The 22045-nt window shown below is 42.6% G+C and carries 15 protein-coding genes; 7 read left to right on the top strand and 8 right to left on the bottom strand.

All coding sequences use genetic code 11. The annotated features are described in order from the left end of the window. The first annotated feature begins 342 nt into the window (after window positions 1–342). The 4 genes from recG to BMX50_RS26810 all read left to right on the top strand — a co-directional run bounded on the left by recG (window position 343) and on the right by BMX50_RS26810 (window position 7340). Window positions 343–2442, top strand: coding sequence for an ATP-dependent DNA helicase RecG (recG, locus tag BMX50_RS26825; protein WP_091217587.1), 2100 nt, complete (start codon window positions 343–345; stop codon window positions 2440–2442). A gap of 408 nt (window positions 2443–2850) precedes the next feature. Beyond that, window positions 2851–4230 (top strand): M20/M25/M40 family metallo-hydrolase, encoded by a 1380-nt coding sequence (locus BMX50_RS26820; protein ID WP_091217584.1) that lies wholly within the window; start codon window positions 2851–2853, stop codon window positions 4228–4230. A 224-nt stretch (window positions 4231–4454) separates the two neighbouring features. After that, window positions 4455–5777, top strand: a complete 1323-nt coding sequence (locus BMX50_RS26815) for an MFS transporter (protein WP_244281111.1) — start codon at window positions 4455–4457, stop codon at window positions 5775–5777. A 753-nt stretch (window positions 5778–6530) separates the two neighbouring features. Next, window positions 6531–7340: an SDR family oxidoreductase gene (locus BMX50_RS26810; RefSeq protein WP_091217581.1), complete on the top strand. Its 810-nt coding sequence runs from the start codon at window positions 6531–6533 to the stop codon at window positions 7338–7340. 155 nt (window positions 7341–7495) lie between these two features. Here the strand turns inward: BMX50_RS26810 and BMX50_RS26805 are convergent, their stop codons facing one another. Both BMX50_RS26805 and ettA read right to left on the bottom strand, forming a co-directional pair. Continuing rightward, window positions 7496–8032, bottom strand: coding sequence for a hypothetical protein (locus BMX50_RS26805; protein WP_091217578.1), 537 nt, complete (start codon window positions 8030–8032; stop codon window positions 7496–7498). A gap of 58 nt (window positions 8033–8090) precedes the next feature. Then, entirely contained in the window at window positions 8091–9773 is a 1683-nt protein-coding gene (ettA, locus tag BMX50_RS26800) for an energy-dependent translational throttle protein EttA (RefSeq protein WP_091217575.1), read from the bottom strand. A gap of 524 nt (window positions 9774–10297) precedes the next feature. Here ettA and BMX50_RS26795 point away from each other — a divergent pair. Beyond that, on the top strand, window positions 10298–12832 hold the full coding sequence (locus BMX50_RS26795; RefSeq protein WP_091217571.1) for an ATP-dependent Clp protease ATP-binding subunit: 2535 nt from the start codon (window positions 10298–10300) through the stop codon (window positions 12830–12832). 152 nt (window positions 12833–12984) lie between these two features. On the opposite strand, the gene BMX50_RS26790 is transcribed toward BMX50_RS26795, so the two are convergent. Further along, window positions 12985–14094, bottom strand: a complete 1110-nt coding sequence (locus BMX50_RS26790; RefSeq protein WP_091217568.1) for a carboxypeptidase-like regulatory domain-containing protein — start codon at window positions 14092–14094, stop codon at window positions 12985–12987. 149 nt (window positions 14095–14243) lie between these two features. Here BMX50_RS26790 and BMX50_RS26785 point away from each other — a divergent pair, with 149 nt between their 5' ends. Beyond that, entirely contained in the window at window positions 14244–14642 is a 399-nt protein-coding gene (locus BMX50_RS26785) for a hypothetical protein (protein ID WP_091217565.1), read from the top strand. A 73-nt stretch (window positions 14643–14715) separates the two neighbouring features. Here BMX50_RS26785 and BMX50_RS26780 read toward each other — a convergent pair whose 3' ends face one another. The 5 genes from BMX50_RS26780 to BMX50_RS26760 form a co-directional block, all read right to left on the bottom strand. After that, complete coding sequence (locus BMX50_RS26780; RefSeq protein ID WP_091217560.1) at window positions 14716–15528, bottom strand: enoyl-ACP reductase FabI; 813 nt, start codon at window positions 15526–15528, stop codon at window positions 14716–14718. Window positions 15529–15562: 34 nt separating this feature from the next. Then, complete coding sequence (locus tag BMX50_RS26775; RefSeq protein WP_091217556.1) at window positions 15563–16330, bottom strand: energy transducer TonB; 768 nt, start codon at window positions 16328–16330, stop codon at window positions 15563–15565. 28 nt (window positions 16331–16358) lie between these two features. Further along, a complete protein-coding gene (gene recN, locus BMX50_RS26770; RefSeq protein ID WP_091217553.1) occupies window positions 16359–18056 on the bottom strand; it encodes a DNA repair protein RecN in 1698 nt (565 codons plus the stop codon). An 87-nt stretch (window positions 18057–18143) separates the two neighbouring features. Continuing rightward, window positions 18144–20135 carry a M56 family metallopeptidase gene (locus tag BMX50_RS26765; RefSeq protein WP_091217550.1) on the bottom strand — a complete coding sequence of 664 codons (1992 nt, stop codon included), beginning with the start codon at window positions 20133–20135 and terminating at the stop codon, window positions 18144–18146. Between the two features lie 5 nt (window positions 20136–20140). After that, window positions 20141–20518, bottom strand: a complete 378-nt coding sequence (locus tag BMX50_RS26760; RefSeq protein ID WP_091217546.1) for a BlaI/MecI/CopY family transcriptional regulator — start codon at window positions 20516–20518, stop codon at window positions 20141–20143. Between the two features lie 339 nt (window positions 20519–20857). Here BMX50_RS26760 and murB point away from each other — a divergent pair, with 339 nt between their 5' ends. Next, a complete protein-coding gene (murB, locus tag BMX50_RS26755; RefSeq protein WP_091217752.1) occupies window positions 20858–21877 on the top strand; it encodes a UDP-N-acetylmuramate dehydrogenase in 1020 nt (339 codons plus the stop codon). The last annotated feature ends 168 nt before the right edge of the window (window positions 21878–22045 follow it).

Here is a 22045-nt window from a genome sequence, read left to right as displayed (position 1 = left end):
TTATTGAATTTGCTTAGCGTTCTGTTAATTTCTTAATTCAATAAATTCTGATTCAGACAAATGCGTTAGGAATAGTAGTGGATACCGGCCTGAGCCTAAGGCCTGCAGGCGTATGAGTGGATAGCCCGGCCAAAGGCAACGCCCCAATTAAGTTGGTAGTTTAGAGTGGCAGTTGGTAGTTTCCCGATGAATTTTTTTACATGAACCCGATTTTTAGAATTTAAGAATCAGCAAAGTGCTAAGCAAGTTACATAAATTCCTATAATTCGTTTAATTCGAGTTCAGACATTATTCTGTAAATCCTCAAATTCTGTAAATTCTGATTCAGACAACTCTTAATCAATGAATCCTTTTCAGACGCCACTTGTATATTTAAAAGGTGTAGGCCAGTCGAGGGCCGAGGTTTTGAAAAAGGAACTTGAGTTGCACACTTTTGAAGATCTGCTGCGCCATTTTCCGTTCAGGTATATTGACCGTACCCGTTTTTACAAGGTAAGGGAAATACGTGAAGAACTACCTTATGTACAGGTGCTGGCGCGCATTATAAATAAAGAAGTTGTTGGCGAAAAGCAAAGCCGCCGCCTGGTGGTAAAAGCAAAAGATGATACTGGTATTATTGAACTGGTGTGGTTTAAGGGCATTAACTGGATAGAGAAAACCATTATCCCCGGTAAGGTTTATATATTGTTTGGAAAGCCCGGCTTTTTTAACATGATGCCGCAGATGGCGCATCCCGAAATGGAGTTGTACGTACCCGGCGCACAAAAGCAAGGCAACCTTTCCTTACAACCTGTTTACAACTCTACAGAAAAGCTCAAGCAATTTTCGCTGGACACTAAAGGGATCCAAAAGCTTACGGCGGTGCTGCTTGATTTGCACGCTAAGGACATTCGCGAAAATCTGCCTTTATATATCATCAATCAGTTTAAGCTGCTTAACCGGGCAGATGCTTACCGCAATATTCATTTTCCGGGCGATGCTACGTTGCTTAACGAAGCATTGATCCGCCTGAAGTTTGAAGAATTGTTTTTTCTTCAGCTTAAGTTGCTTAAAAATAAGCTGCTGCATACGCAAAAGTTTAAGGGTAATGTGTTTGATAAGGTGGGGCATTATTTCAATGAGTTTTATCATAACAAGCTGCCTTTTACACTTACCGATCCGCAGAAGCGGGTATTAAAGGAGATTCGGCAGGATACCCAGCGCGGCATACAAATGAACCGCCTGTTGCAGGGTGACGTGGGCAGCGGTAAAACAGTAGTAGCGCTTATGAGCATGCTGATAGCTATTGATAACGGTTTTCAAACCTGTATTATGGCGCCTACCGAGATTTTGGCCACTCAGCATTATCAAACCATTAAAGGCCTGGTGGGCGATGATTTTATTGAGGTAGCTTTATTAACCGGTTCAACCAAACAAAAGGAACGCAAGGTTTTACACCAGAAACTTGAAGATGGCGATCTGAAAATACTGGTAGGCACGCATGCGCTTATTGAGGATAAGGTGCAGTTTAAAAACCTGGGTTTTGTGGTGATTGATGAGCAACACCGTTTTGGTGTTGAACAACGTTCAAAACTATGGCGTAAAAATATTATCCCTCCGCATATCCTGGTAATGACGGCTACTCCAATACCCCGTACGCTGGCCATGACACTGTATGGCGACCTGGATGTGTCTGTAATTGACCAGTTGCCGGCCGGACGTAAACCTATTAAAACTGTTCACTTTTATGAAAACCAGCGTTTGCGAATGTTCGGTTTTATGAAACAAGAGATAGCGTTGGGGAGGCAAGTATACGTGGTATATCCGCTGATACAGGAAAGTGAAAAACTCGACCTTAAAAACCTTGAGGATGGTATTGAAGCTATGTCGCGCGAGTTCCCAAAACCTCAATATCAGTTAAGTATTGTGCATGGTAAAATGAAACCTGCCGACAAGGATTTTGAAATGCAGCGCTTCATCAAGCACGAAACACAGATCATGGTAGCTACTACTGTGATAGAAGTAGGTGTGAATGTGCCCAATGCCTCGGTGATGATCATTGAGAATGCGGAACGTTTTGGCCTGTCGCAACTGCATCAATTAAGGGGTAGGGTGGGGCGCGGCGCCGAGCAATCCTATTGTATTTTAATGAGCAGCCATAAGCTAAGCAACGACGGCAAGATACGCCTGGATACCATGGTGAAAACCAACAACGGTTTTGAAATTTCAGAGATCGATCTGCAATTGCGGGGCCCCGGCAATATTGAAGGCACCCAACAAAGCGGTGTGATTGATCTGAAGCTGGCTAACCTGGCTACCGACCAGGAGCTGCTTTTTAAGGTACGTAAATGCGTTGAAACCATCTTTGAAAAAGACCCGCAACTGGCTCATCCCGAAAACCAGATTTTGCATCATGCCTTTGAAGTAAAGAATGCCGGGTTAAGCTGGGATAAGATATCGTAAGGATCATAGTAGGGTGTCATGCTGAGGCCCTCGAAGCATGGTGGGCAGGGCCTTTGCGCGCGACCCTTCGACAAGCTACCCATGACATGATTAAAAATGGGTCATGCTGAGCCTGTCGAAGCATAGCGGGTGGGGCCTCTGCGCGCGACCCTTCGACAAGCTCAGGGTGACAGCCCCCTTTAATAGGTGTCATTTCACCTTCAGAGTTCGGATTTAAACACTCAGGGTGACAAGCCTACGCCCGGAATGTTTTTTGTTTTAAGTAACAGCAGGGTTTTACCCGTTCAGGATGATAAATATTAATAAAACGCTATTTATGCCCTCGCCTTTCTCAATTATACGCACTTCATCTTTCTGCCTTTGCCCCTCAAATAGTACATTTGTTGAAACTGATCTTACTGTTTATATATGAAGAAATTTACCCTCTTATTTTCTGCCGTGTTACTGTGCTCGCAGGTAAAAGCACAAGACTCTCTGACTATTCGCAAAATGTATGACGAAGCATTGGTAAACGGCCAGTGTTATGATAACCTGCATTACCTGTGTAAAAATATAGGCCAGCGGATCAGCGGTTCGGCTAATGCGCAAAAAGCTGTTGACTGGAGCAAAAAATTGATGGACGGCTATGGCTTTGATAAGGTTTATTTGCAGGAAGTGATGGTGCCGCATTGGGTTCGCGGAGCAAAAGAAGAAGCGGCTATTATTGATGGCAAAACCCGTATTCCGGTGCCGATTGTTGCCTTGGGTATGAGTATAGCTACACCAAAATCGGGTATTACTGCTAATGTTATAGAGGTTAAAAGCATCAAGGAACTTGAAGGCCTCGGCGAAAATGTGGTAAAAGGAAAGATAGTGTTCTTTAATCGCGCCTTTGACCCCCGTTTTATTGAAACGGGTGCTGCTTATGGTAATGCAGGCGACCAGCGTTTTATGGGTCCTGCTGTTGCTGCTAAACTTGGCGCTGTAGGTGCAATAGTACGCTCTCTTACCGAAATTATTGACGATTATCCGCATACCGGTGCTACGCTTGCAACTTCGGCCAGCAAAATCATACCTGCCGCCGCGATATCTACAAAAGCTGCCAATAAGTTGAGCGCTATGCTTAAATTGAGGAAATTCCCGGCTGCCAAATTCTACTTTAAACAAAATTGCGAACTCCTGCCCGATGTAAAATCATACAACGTTATTGGCGAGATAACAGGCTCGGAGAATCCTAATAAGTTTATTACAGTTGGTGGGCACCTGGACTCATGGGATTTGGCCGAAGGCGCACATGACGATGGCACCGGCGTAATGCAGTCGGTTGAAGTTTTGAGGATTTTTAAAACCATAGGATACAGGCCTAAAAATTCTGTACGAGCAGTGCTTTTCATGAATGAAGAGAACGGCCATAAAGGCGGTACAAAATATGCCGAATTGGCTGCCCAAAATAAAGAGCAACACATTGCAGCCATTGAAACAGACGAAGGCGGCTTTACCCCCCGCGGTTTCAGCTTTGCCGATGTATCAAAAGATTTTATCAAAAAAGTTAACGATAACTTTAAATCAATACTGGAACCTTATGATGTTGACAAGTTGACCATTGGCGGCGCCGGTACCGATATAGAACCGATGAAAGAAGCTTTGCCTGGCGTAGTGCTGATCGGTTTCCGCCCCGATTCACAACGTTATTTCGATCTGCACCATACCGCCAAAGACGTTTTTGAAAACGTAAACAAACGCGAGCTTGAGCTTGGTGCGGCTGGCATGGCGGCGTTAATTTATTTGATAGATCAGCACGGATTGTAAGCAACTGAACCTTGATTTTTAGGATTAGAAGATGAACATGATATTGTCTGAACTCGAATTAAACGAATTAAGGAATTTATAGAATTTGATTGGCATTCTGTTAATTCTATAATTTCCCCAAATTCGAGTTCAGACAGCCTTCATCTCATGGTCATCCTCTAATCCTACCAATCAAGGTTCAAAAAAATATCTACCTTTGCGACACATCATAAAAAACTACACCCGTGACCGAAGAAGGCGATAGTAAACCCCAGAAAGTAGACTCCTTTGCAGCATTGCGTTATAAAGATTTTAGATCTTACATAGGCATGCGTTTTTGTTTCACCTTTGCATATTCCATGCAGGCCGTAGTCCTCGGCTTTTATATTTACAGCATTACACATAGTAAAATAGCGCTTGGCTACATTGGCTTGTGCGAGGCTATTCCGGCTATTGGTATTGCTTTGTACGGCGGGTATATCGCCGATAAATCTGAAAAGCGAAAAATGCTTTTGCTGATATTTAGCGGCGTATTGCTTACATCGCTGGTTATGTTTACCGTTACGCTCAAAAGCATGAGCAATATTATAGATGCGGCCTGGATAGTGCCTATCATGTACTCCATGATATTTTGTAATGGTGTGGCCCGCGCTTTTTATGGCCCGGCTACGTTTACCATTTATGCCAACAGTATCCCTAAAGAATTATATCCTAATGGCAGTACCTGGAGCAGCAGCAGCTGGCAGGTGGCATCTATTTTAGGCCCGGCTGCAGGTGGTTTGCTCTATGGTTATGCCGATAAGATAGTACCCGGTTTAACAGGCATTACCGCGGTTTTTGGCTGTATCCTGTTTTTGCTGCTGGTATCATTGGTACTGGTTTTTATGCTCAGGAAATATCCTGCGCAATATGTACCTAAAGAAAGCATCTGGAAAAGCCTTTCGGAAGGGATCCATTTTGTGTTTAGTAATAAGATGATGATAGGCGCCATGAGCCTCGACCTGTTTTCGGTATTTTTTGGTGGTGCGGTTGCTTTGCTGCCGGTTTTTGCCAACGAGATATTGAAGGTAGGTGCTGAGGGATTGGGCATCATGAGGGCCATGTCATCATTAGGTGCGGTATTGACCATGCTGGTGATGACGCGTTTTTCGCCAATGGGAAAACCGTGGCGTAACCTGCTTATTGCCGTAACCGGCTTTGGCTTGTCAATTTTATGTTTTGGTTTATCCACTAATTTTTATTTGTCGCTGCTATTCATTTTTACCGAAGGTGCCTTTGATAGTATCAGTGTGATTATCCGCGGTACACTGATGCAGCTTTTAACGCCCGATCATATGCGTGGCAGGGTATCGGCGGTTAACCAGATGTTTATCGGCTCATCAAACGAAATCGGTGCTTTTGAATCGGGTACTGCCGCGCAACTGCTGGGTACTGTTCCATCGGTAATTTTTGGTGGTAGTATGACCATGCTTATTGTTGGAGTTACATATTTGAAAACTAAAAAGTTAATCCCATTGTCACTGCAGGAAATTCATGCACCGGGTGAAGAGGGGATAAAGGAAGCGTAAAGCGATTTGTCATACTGAGTAGGAAAAAATCGAGATCTGTGAAGGAGGAATGACATCTCCACCACGTCATTGCGAGGAACGAAGCAATTCCCTATCGGCAGCTAACGCGTTTAGAGGTATCAAACTTGCATCGTCGCGCTCTTGGCCGCGCGGGGTCAGGTACTTTTGTCTTGATACAAAAGTACCCAAAAAATCAAGTCAGCAGGGAGGCTTCTTTGCGCTGCCCATCCCGCTGCCCGTCGCGCGGGCTTTTGCCCTGCAAAACGGTCAGAACCACGGGCTGCAATTATTTTGCCCCGCTTCGCGCGCGCTTTCCCAACGCTGCTGCAAAAACTTGCTATGCCCCGTCCTTCGCTCCTGGCCACCATTGTTCTGTCCGTTTTCACCCGAAGCTTTCCTGCTGACGGGAAACACACTTTTTTAACATGTCATGGGTAGGAACGAAGGATCTTCTTCAATAAGCAAAACAGCCATGTAAGACAAAGAGATGCTTCGTCGCAGGCATTATTTAAAAATGGGTGTCATGCTGAGCCTGTCGAAGCATGGTGGGTGGGCCTCTGCGCGCGAGTCTTCGACAAGCTCAGACTGACAGGCCAGCAATTAGTAGTCCTACCATGAATTTTTCATGTAGCCAATATTATTTTTAACCTATCCCCTTGTTTTGCTGGGATATAAATTCACATCTTTACGCTGCCGAAAAACGGCACAAGCAAACCAATAAACAATCAAACAAAACAACTCACCCTTACAACAATGAAAAAGGTAATATTAGTAACAGGAGCATCTTCTGGTATTGGCTTAGCGTGCGCCAGTGCATTGCAGGCAGCAGGCCATACGGTTTACGGTTCATCGCGCAACCTCGACCGTATGAAATCTGTATCATTTAAACCTGTTCAACTTGATGTTACCGACGATGCTTCTGTAAAGGCAGCTATTGATACCATTATCAAAGCCGAAGGTAAAATTGATGTATTGGTGAACAATGCCGGTAACGGTGTAACCGGTCCAGCTTATGCCATGCCGGTTGAAAGTGCCAAGCAGCAGTTTGAGGTTAACTTTTTTGGTGTGATCCGTGTTAGCTCTGCGGCATTGCCTGGAATGATTGAGAAAGGACAAGGCCTTATCGTAAACATTAGTTCATTAGCCGGTTTATTCGGTTTACCATACCAGGGCATGTACAGCGCTTCAAAGTACGCAATTGAAGGATATTCACAAAGCCTAAGGATGGAGCTGCGCAATACCGGCGTTAAAGTAACCCTGCTTAACCCAGGGGACTTTAAATCAGACTTTAGCCAGAACCGAGCTAAAGTGAAATTCCCTATCAAAAACGATAAACTGGAAACCGAGTATAATGCTGCCGTTGCCGCTATGGAAAAAGACGAAAGCATCGCCCCAAGTCCGGAGTCATTAGCTAAAAAGCTGGTTTCGATAGTAGGTTCATCAAGTCCGAAACACCGCTATTTGGTAGGGCAGGTTGGGCAAACTATTGTGCCTACGCTAAAAGCGATTTTGCCGGGCGGTTTGTTTGAAAAATTGATGAATGATCATTACGGGATAAAATAGTGATCTCATTACACGATCGTATAAATGGGACTCTGCAACGCAGAATGCCCCTTTCATTTTTTTCACTGCCGCGGGTTTAGCACAGTGTAACCCGCGGCAGATTGAGTGGCATTTTTTGTTATAATTTAAGATTAGGAAATAAGTATGTTCTCGTTCTAACGATACTTGTTGAAGTTCTGTTTATTTACAATTAATCCACCGGGACCCAATTCTAAGCTACCTCCTTCATTAACCCACTCTTCGACTGCAGTTGATATTCGCCAAAACTTATTTAGCTTTTGAAGATTTCTATCAATGATCCTCGTTGTTTTTGCTGCCCATTTTTTATGTTTTGACCTGAGTACGTCATCGTCTATCCATCCTGATTTATAAAAAATTCTTCCCGAATGGATTGTAGTTTGTGCAGTTACGCAATTGTGAAATTGTATAATGGGATCTTTGTAATAGTCGAACGCAAATTTACCTTTAAAGGGACCTTCAGTAATAATTTCACCACGAGGCATTTTCTTGCTGTTATTTAGCCAAAGGGTTAGCTCATCGGGAAGTGAGGTGTCCTCTTTTATTTCGAAAGGTTTAGGATGTTCATGCTCGAAGAAACGGCCTGAAAAAACTAAAGCGTCGTTTTTTTGAATAATTGAATTAAGTCTATCCAAGATTTCATCAGGCAGAAGCAAGAAATTTAATTGACTCATATGCTGATCATTTTAGGATAAAAAAAATCTCCCCTGCAGGGGGAGATTTAGATGGGGCTTATGCCGTTAGCTTTTTATACTTGATCCTTTTCGGCGCTATATCACCCAAACGTTTCTTCCGGTTCTCTTCATAATCGGAATAGATCCCTTCAAAAAAGTAAACCTGCGAATTACCTTCAAAGGCAAGGATGTGGGTACAAATGCGGTCAAGGAACCAGCGGTCGTGACTGATCACTACTGCGCAGCCGCCAAAGTTTTCCAGTGCCTCTTCCAGTGCCCGCAAAGTATTTACGTCGATATCGTTGGTAGGCTCATCCAGCAGCAATACGTTTGATCCTTTTTTGAGGGTGATGGATAAGTGAACACGGTTACGCTCACCGCCCGATAGTACGCCCACTTTTTTCTGCTGATCGGCACCGTTAAAGTTAAACTTGGATACGTATGCCCTTGAATTGAGCGGACGGTTACCTACCATGATAGTTTCCAAACCGCCGGTTACGTTTTCCCAAACAGATTTGTTGGGGTCAAGGTCGTCATGCATCTGGTCAACATAACCGAGGGCTACAGTTTCACCAACACGGAAAGTACCGGCATCCGGCTGATCCTGCCCGGTAATTAAACGGAACAGTGTGGTTTTACCGGCACCGTTAGGGCCGATGATACCAACTATACCGGCCGGAGGCAAGGAGAAGCTCAGGTTATCGAACAATAATTTATCGCCATATGATTTGCTTACCCCGTTGGCTTCGATTACCACGTTACCCAAACGCGGGCCCGGCGGAATAAATAGCTCCAGTTTTTCTTCGCGTTCTTTGGTTTCTTCGGATGCCAGTTTTTCGTAATTGCCTAAACGGGCCTTTGATTTGGCGTGGCGGCCTTTCGGGCCCATGCGTACCCACTCCAGCTCGCGCTCCAAAGTCTTCTGGCGTTTGCTCTCGCTCTTTTCTTCCTGTGCCAAACGCTTGGCTTTTTGATCCAGCCATGAGGAATAATTTCCTTTCCATGGGATACCTTCTCCACGGTCAAGCTCCAGGATCCAGCCGGCAACGTTGTCGAGGAAATACCTGTCGTGTGTTACTGCTATAACTGTTCCTTTATATTGTTGTAAATGTTGCTCCAGCCAATCAATAGATTCAGCATCCAGGTGGTTGGTAGGCTCATCAAGCAATAAAACATCCGGTTCTTTTAATAAAAGGCGGCATAAAGCTACACGACGGCGTTCACCTCCTGATAGTACTGAAATTTTGGTATCTGGCTCAGGGCAACGGAGGGCATCCATGGCGCGTTCCAGTTTGCTATCCAGTTCCCAGGCATTTACTGCATCAATTTTATCCTGCAATTCGCCCTGGCGGTTCATGAGTTTTTCCATGGCGTCGGCATCCTCGTAGTATTCAGGGAGACCGAATTTCTCGTTGATCTCTTCGTACTCCTTTAACAAGGCGGTAGTTTCGGCAACACCTTCTTCAACTATTTCCCGTACTGTTTTTTCAGGATCAAGTTCGGGTTCCTGGCTCAGGTAGCCTACGGTATAGCCCGGCGAAAAAACAACCTCGCCTATATTGGTTTTATCAATACCCGCAATGATCTTCAGCAACGACGATTTACCGGAACCATTTAAGCCGATAACGCCGATTTTAGCGCCGTAAAAAAACGACAGGTATATGTTTTTTAATACTGTTTTTTGCGGGGGATAAACTTTGCTAACCCCTGCCATTGAAAAAATTATCTTTTCGTCTGCCATTATAATTGATCGATAAATAGAAATTCAAATATGGCTAAAATAGCTGAAAAGGAAGCCGCAGATTAATTGATTAGGAGTAGTAATTTTAAGCTGATTTTTGAGTTATAATGTTAATTTAAATTTAATTGAACCTAAAACGAAGATACACAACCATCGCAATACCTTTGCCGTATATAGTTGTATGACGATAATTACAGGCTAATGCCTAATTGTCATGTTTATGACGAAATGCCTTAAAAGGTGGAAATGTTATTAAATATTTGAAATTTGTTTAAACTTTTTTAGGATATTTATATCAAACAGGTAAGTTTCGTTCGTATATTGTAAAAAAAACACTTAGCAGTGGGCTTTTCGGATAAAAACTGTTGATTGGCACCAATCTTTGATACATTGCGTATCATAACAATGTCTGTTTCTGCAAAGCTTTAAATGTTGGCAATATTGTTGATGAAAGTAAAACAGGCGTCGTAATTTGTAAAAACATAATTTATACATTAGGGCGTTCAATAATTAGAAAGGTATATATGGAAGCTAAATTTTCGCCGAGGGTAAAAGATGTTATTCAATATAGCAGGGAAGAGGCATTACGTCTTGGGCATGACTATATAGGTACTGAACATCTTTTGCTTGGGCTTATCCGCGATGGGGATGGTGTAGCAATTAAATTGCTGAAGGGATTGAACGTTGATACCGCAAAACTTCGCCGCGCCGTTGAGGATGCAGTAAAGGGAACTATAGGAACAAACGTACATATCGGCAGCATCCCGTTAACAAAACAGGCCGAAAAGGTATTGAAGATAACTTATCTGGAAGCCAAAATATTTAAAAGTGATGTGATTGGTACAGAGCACCTGCTGCTGTCTATCCTTCGCGACGAGGACAATATTGCCTCACAAATACTTGTACAGTTTAACGTAAACTACGAAGTATTTAAAGGTGAAGTTGAATCGCATAAAAACGATGTTACCGACGAAATGCCGGGATCACCTACAGGTGGCGACGATGACTTTAAAGAAGAAGAGTCATTTAGTCAGCCTAAAAAAGTATCTGACATTAAATCAAAAACACCGGTGCTTGATAACTTTGGCCGCGATTTAACCCGCGCCGCCGAAGATGGTAAGCTTGATCCTATTGTTGGTCGTGAAAAAGAGATCGAAAGGGTATCACAAATTCTATCGCGCCGTAAAAAGAACAACCCTATATTAATAGGTGAGCCGGGTGTAGGTAAATCGGCTATTGCCGAAGGTCTTGCATTACGCATTGTTCAGCGCAAGGTATCACGTGTATTGTTCAATAAGCGTGTTGTTACACTTGATTTAGCCTCATTGGTTGCCGGTACCAAATACCGCGGCCAGTTTGAAGAGCGTATGAAGGCGGTAATGAACGAACTGGAAAAATCACCTGATGTAATTTTATTTATTGACGAGATCCATACTATAGTAGGCGCTGGTGGTGCTTCAGGTTCGCTTGATGCATCGAACATGTTCAAACCAGCTTTGGCGAGGGGAGAGATACAATGCATTGGCGCAACCACTTTAGATGAATACCGCCAGTATATTGAAAAAGATGGTGCTTTGGACCGTCGTTTCCAAAAAGTAATGGTTGAGCCGGCTACGCCGTCAGAAACTATTGAGATCCTGAACCGCATTAAGGATAAATATGAAGAACACCACGGTGTTACTTATACTCCTGAAGCAATCAACGCTTGCGTTAACTTAACCACCCGTTATATTACCGACAGGTTTTTACCGGACAAGGCTATCGACGCGCTTGACGAAGCAGGTTCACGTGTTCACTTAACCAATATCCACGTGCCTCAAAACATTTTGGATATTGAGCAAAAGATAGAACAGATCAAGATTGAGAAAAACAAAGTTGTTCGCAGTCAGAAATACGAAGAAGCTGCACAGTTACGTGATACCGAAAAGAATTTGTTAGTGGAGCTTGACCAGGCAAAAGCTGTTTGGGAAGCCGAAACAAAATCAAAACGTTACACTGTAACCGAAGATAATGTTGCTGAAGTAGTATCAATGATGACCGGCATCCCTGTACAACGTGTAGGCCAGGCCGACAGCCAAAAGCTGTTGCACATGAGCGATACCGTTGCCAGCAAGATCATCGGTCAGGATGAAGCTATCAAAAAGCTAACCCGTGCTATACAACGTACCCGTGCCGGTTTGAAAGACCCTAAAAAACCAATTGGTTCATTCATCTTCTTAGGCCCTACAGGTGTTGGTAAAACTGAGCTTGCCAAAGAGCTTGCCCGTTTTATGTTTGATACTGAGGATGCCCTGATCCAGATAGACATGAGCGAGTACATGGAGAAATTCGCTGTATCCCGTTTAGTTGGTGCGCCTCCGGGCTACGTAGGTTATGAAGAAGGCGGACAATTAACTGAAAAAGTACGCCGTAAACCATATGCTGTAGTATTACTGGATGAGATCGAAAAAGCTCACCCTGATGTATTCAATATCCTGTTACAGGTGTTGGACGAAGGTCAGCTTACCGATTCATTAGGCCGTAAGGTTGATTTCAGGAATACCATCATCATCATGACATCAAACATCGGTGCCCGCCAGTTGAAAGATTTTGGTCAGGGTGTAGGTTTCAGCACCAATGCTAAAACTTTACAGGCCGAAAGCCATTCGCGAGGTGTTATTGAGAATGCTCTGAAACGTGCTTTTGCACCTGAGTTCCTGAACCGTATTGATGACGTTATCGTATTTAACTCATTAGGTAAAGAAGAAATCTTCAAGATCATCGATATCGAGCTTGCATCCCTGTTTAGCCGTGTAAATGGCTTAGGTTTCAAAATAGAGCTTACCGAAGCAGCTAAAGACTTCATTGCCGATAAAGGTTATGATTCGCAGTTTGGTGCAAGGCCACTTAAACGTGCCATCCAGAAATACCTGGAAGATCCAATTGCCGAAGAGATCCTTAAAGGCGAATTAGCCGAAGGTGATGTGATGGTAGTTGATTTTGATACCGAAACCAAAGAGATCAAGATCACCGACAGAAAAGGCGAAAGCAAAAAACCTGAGCAGGAAGAGCAAAAGTAATTTTGTAATACTGTAATTAATATTAAAGCCCCGTTTCTTTTGGAACGGGGCTTTTTGTTTGTCTGAACTCGAATTTTTTGAATTAAATGAATGGGTAGAATGCAAAGCAAATTCTCTTAATTCCCTTAATTCGTTTAATTCGAGTTCAGACCTTACTTCTTCTCCACCACCGGTTCATAATCAACCGGCAGCATTTCGGCAACGCGGCTAATGCCCCAATCGCCTTCATAGATAATGGCATGTGGAGTGGCGATAATACCGTTATTGTCAAAAAAAGCATGCGGTTCATCAAAAGAAATAATGGTTGTAGCATTGTTAGGCATATTGAATGCCTGAAAAACGTTGTTAGAAGGATCCTGAGCCTTTTTGGTATACATTACATACAGGCAATCCGTATATCCTATAGCAAATAAACCTTCCTTGTCGGTAAGATTAAAAAAGTCGGCCCTGTCCAAAGGCTTATCGACCAAACTTTGCAGGTATTTGTTATTTGGTCCGCCTTTATAGTTGGGGTTGGGCTTCCTGATCAGGCGCATTACTACAAAGTTTTCGCTTGTAAGGCTATCTTTGATGGCCGACCTATAAAAATGCATGGGTGAGCCAAGATAAGCCCACTGCCGTTGCTTGTTCCATTTGCGTTTTTGTTTTTCGGTGCCTTTCAGGTCTTCAAAGGTTGAAATGCCCTCATAGTAGAGCAGCTGGATACTGGGGTTGAAACTAAAGTTAGTCAGCTTATACTTGATGCTATAACCTAATGCTTTATTTTCAATCTCCATGAAATCATGAGAAGTGGCCTTTAAGATCCGGGTAGTATCATCGTAGTCAAAATCCAATACATCCGAATTTAATATTTTGCACTGCGCAGCGTTTTCAGAACTTCCCAAAAACTGTCGCCTGAAAATGGCATAGTATTTTTCACGGTTAGGGTCGGGCCTGATCTTTACTTCATTAAGTTGAAAGGTTTTAGGAATAATGCTGATGGTACCCAGATCGATATTGGTGTAGCCTGCCTGTAAACTGTAAGTATAAGTTTCATAGCCCACTACAGATATAATGAAATCATATTTACCGGGCTTCACATTGCTTAGGGTAAACGTGCCATCATCGGCTGTTTTGTTGCCTACCTGGGCGTTATTTAAAAACACGCTGGCATTGGGTACGGGTTTGGTATCCGTCATGTTAATTACCTTCCCGGTAATTTTTACCTGGGCCCAAGCACCTATGGGTATTAGTAACAATAAAAACAACAAAGACTTATGCATAGTTAAAGATAAACTATAATTTTAGTTAGTTAATATGGCAGTGTGAAAAATCTTCAGAAATAAAGATCAGAAATAAAAAAAATAAAAAAACGTTTAAACCTTTGAACAAAAATTTGTTCATACAGTTATAATAACTAACGCAATACTTTATGAAAAAAATCTTGACTTTAATTTGCTGCACTATTGTACTTGCCGCAACATCGTGTAAAAAGGAGTATGTAACCACGGCTCCGAGTGCTACTACTATTTTTGATACCACTCCGGCTTTCGTGCTCGATACTGATCCTAAGAATAACATCTTTGGTTATACTACGACATTATCTGTGCCTGAAATTACTGATTATTATAATAGTCACGGTGCTGTTTTGGTATACCTGGACGAGGATGGCACATATGAGCAATTACCTGACGTATATGGAGGTATAACCTATCGGTTTGTATATGGTAAGGGGACGCTATACATTGATGCGCAAAATGCTGATGGAAGTGTGCCAACTTCAGCAAATAAACCTGGCCCTTTAAAGCTGAAAATAGTTTTGGTGCCGTAAGTTACCTTATTAAATAAAAAAGGAGCTTTTGCCATGGCAAAAGCTCCTTTTTTATTTAATAGCGATATTGTAATTACTTAGCCATCTGGTCAATAACCGCCTGGGTTACGCCGGTGAATGAGAAACCACCATCGTGATACAGGTTTTGCATGGTAACCATTTTGGTTAAATCGCTAAACATGGTTACGCAGTAATCAGCACACTGATCAGCATCAGCATTACCCAGCGGGCTCATTTTTTCGGCAAATTCAATAAAGCCATCAAAGCCTTTTACGCCTGAACCTGCAGTAGTGCGGGTTGGCGACTGAGAAATGGTGTTAACACGTACTTTTTTAGCCATACCATACTCGTAACCAAAGTTACGGGCAATGCTTTCCAATACTGCTTTGTTATCGGCCATGTCATTGTAGCCAGGGAAATAACGTTGAGCTGCGATATAGCTTAATGCCAATACCGATCCCCATTCGTTAATGGCATCGTGTTTCATGGCCGCCTGCAAAATGCGGTGAAGGCTTAGTGCAGATATATCAAACCCTTTGTGGGTAAATTCGTAGTTGTTTTCGTAGTATGGGATGTTTTTACGCACGTTAACGCTCATGCCTATCGAGTGCAGGATAAAATCAACCTTGCCGCCAAAGTGTTCAAGTGTTTTAGTAAACAGGTTGTTGATATCATCGCCATTGGTAACATCGGCACCAATAACCGGCGCGTTACATTCTTCGGCCAGCTTATTGAGTTCGCCCATGCGTAAAGCAATAGGGGCATTTGATAATACAATTTCAGCACCTTCCTGTACAGCGCGTTGTGCCACTTTCCAGGCTATTGATTGCTCATTTAGTGCACCGAATATGATGCCTTTTTTGCCTTTTAATAAATTATAAGCCATTTGTTAAGTTTTTATAATTGAAGCAAAGTTATAATTATTTATCAGTTAGTATAAATTCAACCGAAACAGTTTGTTCCATCACTAAAAGCCTTCCATTTTCAATACCGGGAATCCAACCACCTAAACGTTTTATCGTATTTATGAGCTCTTCTTCGCAACCGTAACCTATACCTTTTAAAACTTTAAAATCATAAACAGCACCATTTTTTTCGACTTTAAATGAAACTTGTACGGTGCCTTCTATATTATTATTAATGGCTTTGGCAGGGTAGTGCATTTGTTCATTTATCAATTGGATTAATCTGTCATTACCCTCTTTATACCTGGGAGCCTCATGTAGTTCGCCAAAAAAGCATCCGACATTTTCCTTATAGCTACGGATGAATGAAGGTGTAACCTTAGCGTGTGTTCGTTTTGCACTTATGATCGCTTGCCCCTTCTCATTGGCATCCTTTATTGAGGCAAATGGCAAGTAAATCATTAAGAAACGACTACCTTTATTGTAAACCGGCTTGGGAACATATAATACATTTTTTTCAATCGTTAAGGTATCGTTGAATTTTACTCCATTAAGTATAAAGTGCCCTGATGTATCTGTTCGGGTACTGATATTAAGAAAATCGAAATCAATGTATTTTTGGGATGAACGCAGCTCAATATATTTTACAGGCTTACCCGCTTCATCATAAACATAACCATGTATATTAATAGTGTCACGCCGAACAATCGAATCATTTTCGGTTTGTTGCGCAAATAACCTCGATACTGATAGCAGTAATATCAGGCAAAAAAATAATTTCATATTGGTTTAGGTTGTATGTTTAGAGTAACTATACGCTAAGCAACTCTCTTGCATTCTGCAATGCACTTTCACCGGGTTTATCCCCACTTAGCATTTTTGCAATTTCCAGTACGCGTTCGTCATTGCTCAGTTGCTTGATGCGGGTAAATGTAGCGGCCTCGCTGTCATCCTTATAAACAAAATAATGGCTTTGGCCCTTGCTGGCTATTTGCGGTAAGTGGGTAATGGTAATTACCTGCAGGTTTTGGGCTAAACGCTCCATAATTTGCCCAACCTTGTTAGCCACCTCGCCCGATACACCTGTATCGATCTCATCAAAAATAATAGTAGGCAACGCTGTGTATTGTGCCACAATAGATTTGATGCTCAGCATTAACCTCGAAAGCTCACCGCCCGAAGCCACCTTGCTCATCTCTGCCAAAGCATGCCCCTTATTGGCCGAAAACAGAAACTTAATGTTATCAATCCCGGTAGCCGTAAGCATGGATTTAGGACTATCAGCACCTCCGCCAGCCGGCGGACGGGGGGAGGTTGAATGTTGTTCAATCTTCAAGCTCGAATTACCCATGCCCATTTCGGCCAATGTAGCCAGCACCTGTTTCTCAATATCCGGGATAGCTTTTTGTCGATTGGCCGATAGCTCTGCTGCCAATTTTTCCAGTTCAGCTTTATCTGCAGCAATCTGTTTTTGTAGTTTCTCGATGGCTTCATCGCCAAAGAGGGCTTGCTGCACTTTGTCTGATAATTCTTCCTGGATCTGCAATAGCTCGGCAATAGTGCTTACCCGATGCTTTTTTTGCAGGTTATAGATCATGCTGAGGCGATTGTTCACTTCCTCGGCGCGGGCCTCATCAACAAACGTATGTTGTTCAACTGCGTCTATTTCGGCGGCAACGTCCTTGAGTTCAATTATAGCACTGCTGATGCGCTGGTGCAACTCAGCAAGGGCAGGGTTGTATTTTTCTATTGTGCCTAAAGCCTGTCCTGCCTCTTTGAGTTGAAGCAGTGCTGCTGCTTCGCCATCTTGTAACAGATAGTTGGCGTTTAGGAGGGCGCGTTTAATTTCTTCGGCATTGTTGAGCGTGTTTAATTCCTGCTCAAGTAATTCCTGTTCATCGGCTACCAATGCGCCTTTATCCAACTCATCAAACTGAAACTTGAAATAATCCAGATCGGCTTTGGCTTTGTCGTTTTCGGCAATCAGTTGGTTAAGCTTGCTTAATGACTTTTTATAAGCGCGGAATTTGGTTTGATAATCAAACAGCAAATCTGAATGACGGGCAACCGAATCAACCACTAACAACTGAAACTCCGGGTCGTTTATCTCAAGTGTGGCATGCTGTGAATGGATATCGATTAGCTTTTCGCCCAGCTGTTTCAACGCAGTAAGGTTAACCGGGGTATCGTTCACAAAAGCGCGGGACTTGCCATCGGCTGAGATCTCACGGCGCAATACAGTCTCCGTTTCGTAATCCAGGTCGTTATCTTCAAAAAAATCGGCTAAATGAAAGCCACTGATCTTGAATGTGCCTTCGATAACGCATTTTTTTTGCTGGTTGAAAAAATATTTGCTTTCGGCCCGCTGACCTAAAATGAGTGACAGCGCGCCCAATATGATCGACTTTCCGGCACCGGTTTCGCCGGTTAATATGTTCAGACCGCTATCAAAACCTATCTCCAGGTTGTCGATAAGCGCATAGTTATTAATGGTTAGCTTTTGAAGCATAAAAAAAGTGTCCTCATTTTATTGAGGACACTAAATTACAAATTAAGGTTCTTTAAAAAATATTTTTAATGCTTTTTGCTAATTTATTTAGTCAGCGGTATCGGGTTTTATATCCTCCAGCTTGTCGTTGTCAAACTTATAATCAAAGTCTTTATCCATTTTATCGCGGTACAGTTTCATTTTTTGTTTAAAGGCCGGGCTTTTCATATAGTCCTGCAGTTTTTTGCTGGCTTCTTTAAGACGTTGTTGGGCTGCTCTTATTTCGGGACTGTCCTGGTAAACGCGCATTTGCCTGCCTATATTTTTCATATCTTCCTGTAGCTTCTTGATATCAGGATTATCATAAGCCAATCTCAGGCTATCGCCCATGGCCTGCATGCGATCCCTTTTGGCAACAAACTCAGGTGAATCATAACGACTACGGATTTTTTGGCCCAGGGTTTTCAACAGTTCTGTTTGCTCTTTTACGTCGGCAGGGATTTTACTTTGCAGTTCGTCCTGGTATTTTTTATAATTAGGGTCCCTGTCGTCGTTATAACCGTTATAACCGCGGTTATGTGGGATGCCATACTTTTTCTCCAGTTCCGAGTTCATTTTTTTAAAGTCGGGGCTGCTGTAATAAGCACCGATCTTGCGGCCGATCTCGCCCATCTGTTCGCTGGTTTTTTTGCTTTCAGACGTTTCGCCATATTCCTTCTGGAAATCTTCGCCCATTTTTTCCATTTCGAGTTTCATTTTCTCCATGGCATCAGTATTATAATAAGCCTGCAAAGCCTTGCTTTTGGCTTCAATCATTTCCTGTTGCTTTTTAAACGAGTCGCTGGCGTAGTATTTGCCAATCAGCTCGCCTTGTTTGCTTACTTCGGCGCTTAGCTTCTCTAATTCGGCATCGTTAAAGCCATCGTAGTTAAAAGAATCATGACGTTGTTTTGCTTTTACAATTTCAGCTGCTGTCTTCTTTTTATAAGTTACGGCTTTTTTCGCTTTGACCTTGTGCGTAGTGTCTTCTATAAATATGGCGTGTAAGGCGGCAGGTGCAGTAACTTTTTTAACCGTTAGCTTGCCATCTTTTATGGTGGGGTTTAGCCAGGCAATGCTGCTAACGCCGGCAGTCATTATGGCAATGGCCACAAGCAGGTGGCGGATATTGCCTATAGGTTTCTTGGTTTTCATGATGCGTTCAATTCTGTTTAATAAATGATATTTTTTGCCGTTAGCAGCCAGGGCCAGCTGTAAATGCTGTTGCCTGGTTTGCTCCAGTTTAAGAAGCGCATGCGCATAGATCAACGGTTGTTGCGTTGTTGCCACAACCAGATCATCGCAGCTGTTTTCGCGCTCCTGGTTAATAATGCGGTTAATTAATTGGGCAAAGGGATTAAAGAATAACAGTATGGAAATAAATTGCTGCATCAGGTTCAGCAGGTAGTCGTTGCGTTTAATGTGCGATAGCTCGTGCAGTAAAATGGCTTCAACCTCGGTAGCCGATAAGTATGTAGTAAGGGTTATCGGTAGCAAGATTATAGGGCTTAAAAAGCCAATCATGCAAGGGGCATCAACCATACGGCTAAAGTTTACCCACACACTTTTTTTAATGCCCAGCTTTTGGCAAAGCTCATCGGCAAAGTCCTGCAGCCTGTCGGCAGGTACCATGGTACGTTTTATCAGGCTGATCTTTTGCCAGCTTAAGCTTACTTTAAGCAGGTTAAATACCAAACCAACAAAGTAAAGGGCCGATATATAAGGCAGATAACCTTTTATAACGTATTCGTAATAATTGCTTTGCGGTTTGGCAGCTACTTCATGCAGCGGCAGGTAGAAACGTGGTAATAAAGATGGCGCGTTTGCGGATGTATAATTGATCCACTCGTGCAGCCTGAACTGATGGATAAACGTGTATATAAACCAGGCGCTGATGGTAAGCAGAGCACCCATGGCCCAATTGTGCTTTTTTATGGCCGATAATTGCGGCCTGCAAATAAACACTAACCTTAAGGCAAACCATACTAACAAACCCTGCCACAACGATTGCAGAATAGTTACGCCCAACACCTGGCTTATATTATAGAATAAATTTTCCATCACGTTTATTTTTTGTCCTGATCAAATTGATTCAAAAAATTTTTAATAGCGTCAATCTCGTCTTTTGATGCGCGGTGCTGGCCAAGCGCCTGGATCACCAAGTCGGAAGTGGAGCCTTTAAATACAGTAGACAAGATTTTATCCAGAGCGTTGCTTTGTGCCTGCTCCATTGTGAATAAAGCTTTGTATAAATGTGTTTTTGAAGTGGTGTCGCGCTCAACCATTCCTTTATCATGCATAATTTGCATGAGTTTTAAAGTAGTGGTGTAACCGGCATCCTTGTTTTTAGCAAGCTCCTCGTGAACTTCACGTACGGTGCACTGGCCCTTTTTCCAGATCACCTGTAAAATTTCAAGTTCGCTTTCTGTTGGTTTAATTTCCATCTGTTTCTCTATTACGAATTTCTTCGTACAAATATCTACGATGATTTTCGTATTTGCAAGGGGTTTGAAAAATATTTAACATTTTTTAACCATCGGAAGGGGTGAGTGGTTGATTGCGTTGATTAGGTGAGTGGTTAAATTTTGTCTGAACTCGAATTAAACGAATTTTGAGGATTTTTCGAATTTGCTCAGCATTCTGTTAATTCCTTAATTCTATAAATTCGAGTTCAGACAAAATCCCAAATCAAAACAATACCCATCTTTTAGTTACTTTTGCGCTGAAGAGCTTTGGAAATCAAAAATTCCAAAATCGAACATCCCAAATCCGAAATCAGAACCATGCTGCAAATACAGGAAAACGTATCCCTCAAAAACTTTAACACTTTCGGTATTGATACCCACGCCCGCTACTTTGTAGAAATAGCCCATGAAGATGAACTAACAGAACTGTTTGCCGACCCGCAATGGCAGCAAACGGAGCGACTGGTACTTGGCGGCGGCAGCAATATGTTAATGGTTAATGATTTTGACGGGCTGGTGATCCGTATGAATATCCGGGGTATCGAGCACCGCATCAGTCATGATGATGTTTATGTGGAAGTTAGGGGCGGTGAGGTATGGAATGGCCTGGTAAACTATTGTGTTGACCATGGTTATGCCGGTATCGAAAACCTGAGCCTCATTCCGGGTTCGGTAGGTGCTTCGCCTATTCAAAATATAGGTGCCTATGGCGTGGAACTGAAAGATGTGTTTCATAGCTGTCGCGCTTTTGAAATAGCGACAGGTACTTTCAAATCATTCAGCAAAGAAGATTGTAAATTCGGCTACCGCGAAAGTGTGTTCAAAGCAGAGCTGAAAGGACTATATATTATAGTATCGGTAAAATTCCATTTATCGCTCACTCCTAATATTAACACCCAATATGGTGCAATAGGACAGGAGCTGCAAAACAGGGGGATTGTAAACCCTACTATAAAAGATGTATCACAAGTGGTGGCACATATCCGGGTATCTAAACTGCCCGACCCATCAACCATCGGTAATGCCGGCAGTTTTTTCAAAAACCCGGTGATCGGTGCCGAAGAATTTGCAGCAGTTCTGGCTAAATTCCCGGATGTGGTGAATTATCCTGCTGCCGATGGTGGCGTAAAACTGGCTGCCGGCTGGCTTATTGAACAATGCGGCTGGAAGGGAAAAACCGTTGGTCATACGGGAACATGGAAGAACCAGGCCCTCGTATTGGTGAACCACGGAGGGGCTACCGGACAGGAAGTGTATGATTTTTCGTCGCAAATCATAGACAGTGTGTACACTAAATTTGGCGTTACACTACAACGGGAGGTTAATATTATTAGTTAAATAAGTTTATTTAAAGTGAATTTTCATTTTAAATAAAATTTGTTCTAAATAACATTCCTGTTACAAATGGTCGATAAATAAGTTTGTTTTCTTGTCTGGTTATTGTGTAACTTTCTGTTTTTCAGTATAGTAATTGTAATTAGAGTGTAAAAAATACACTGTTGTTGA

The organism is Mucilaginibacter gossypiicola, assembly GCF_900110105.1.
GTDB lineage: Bacteria > Bacteroidota > Bacteroidia > Sphingobacteriales > Sphingobacteriaceae > Mucilaginibacter > Mucilaginibacter gossypiicola.
The sequence above is the reverse complement of the archived record's forward strand: the minus strand, read 5'-3'. Positions and strand labels throughout refer to the sequence as shown.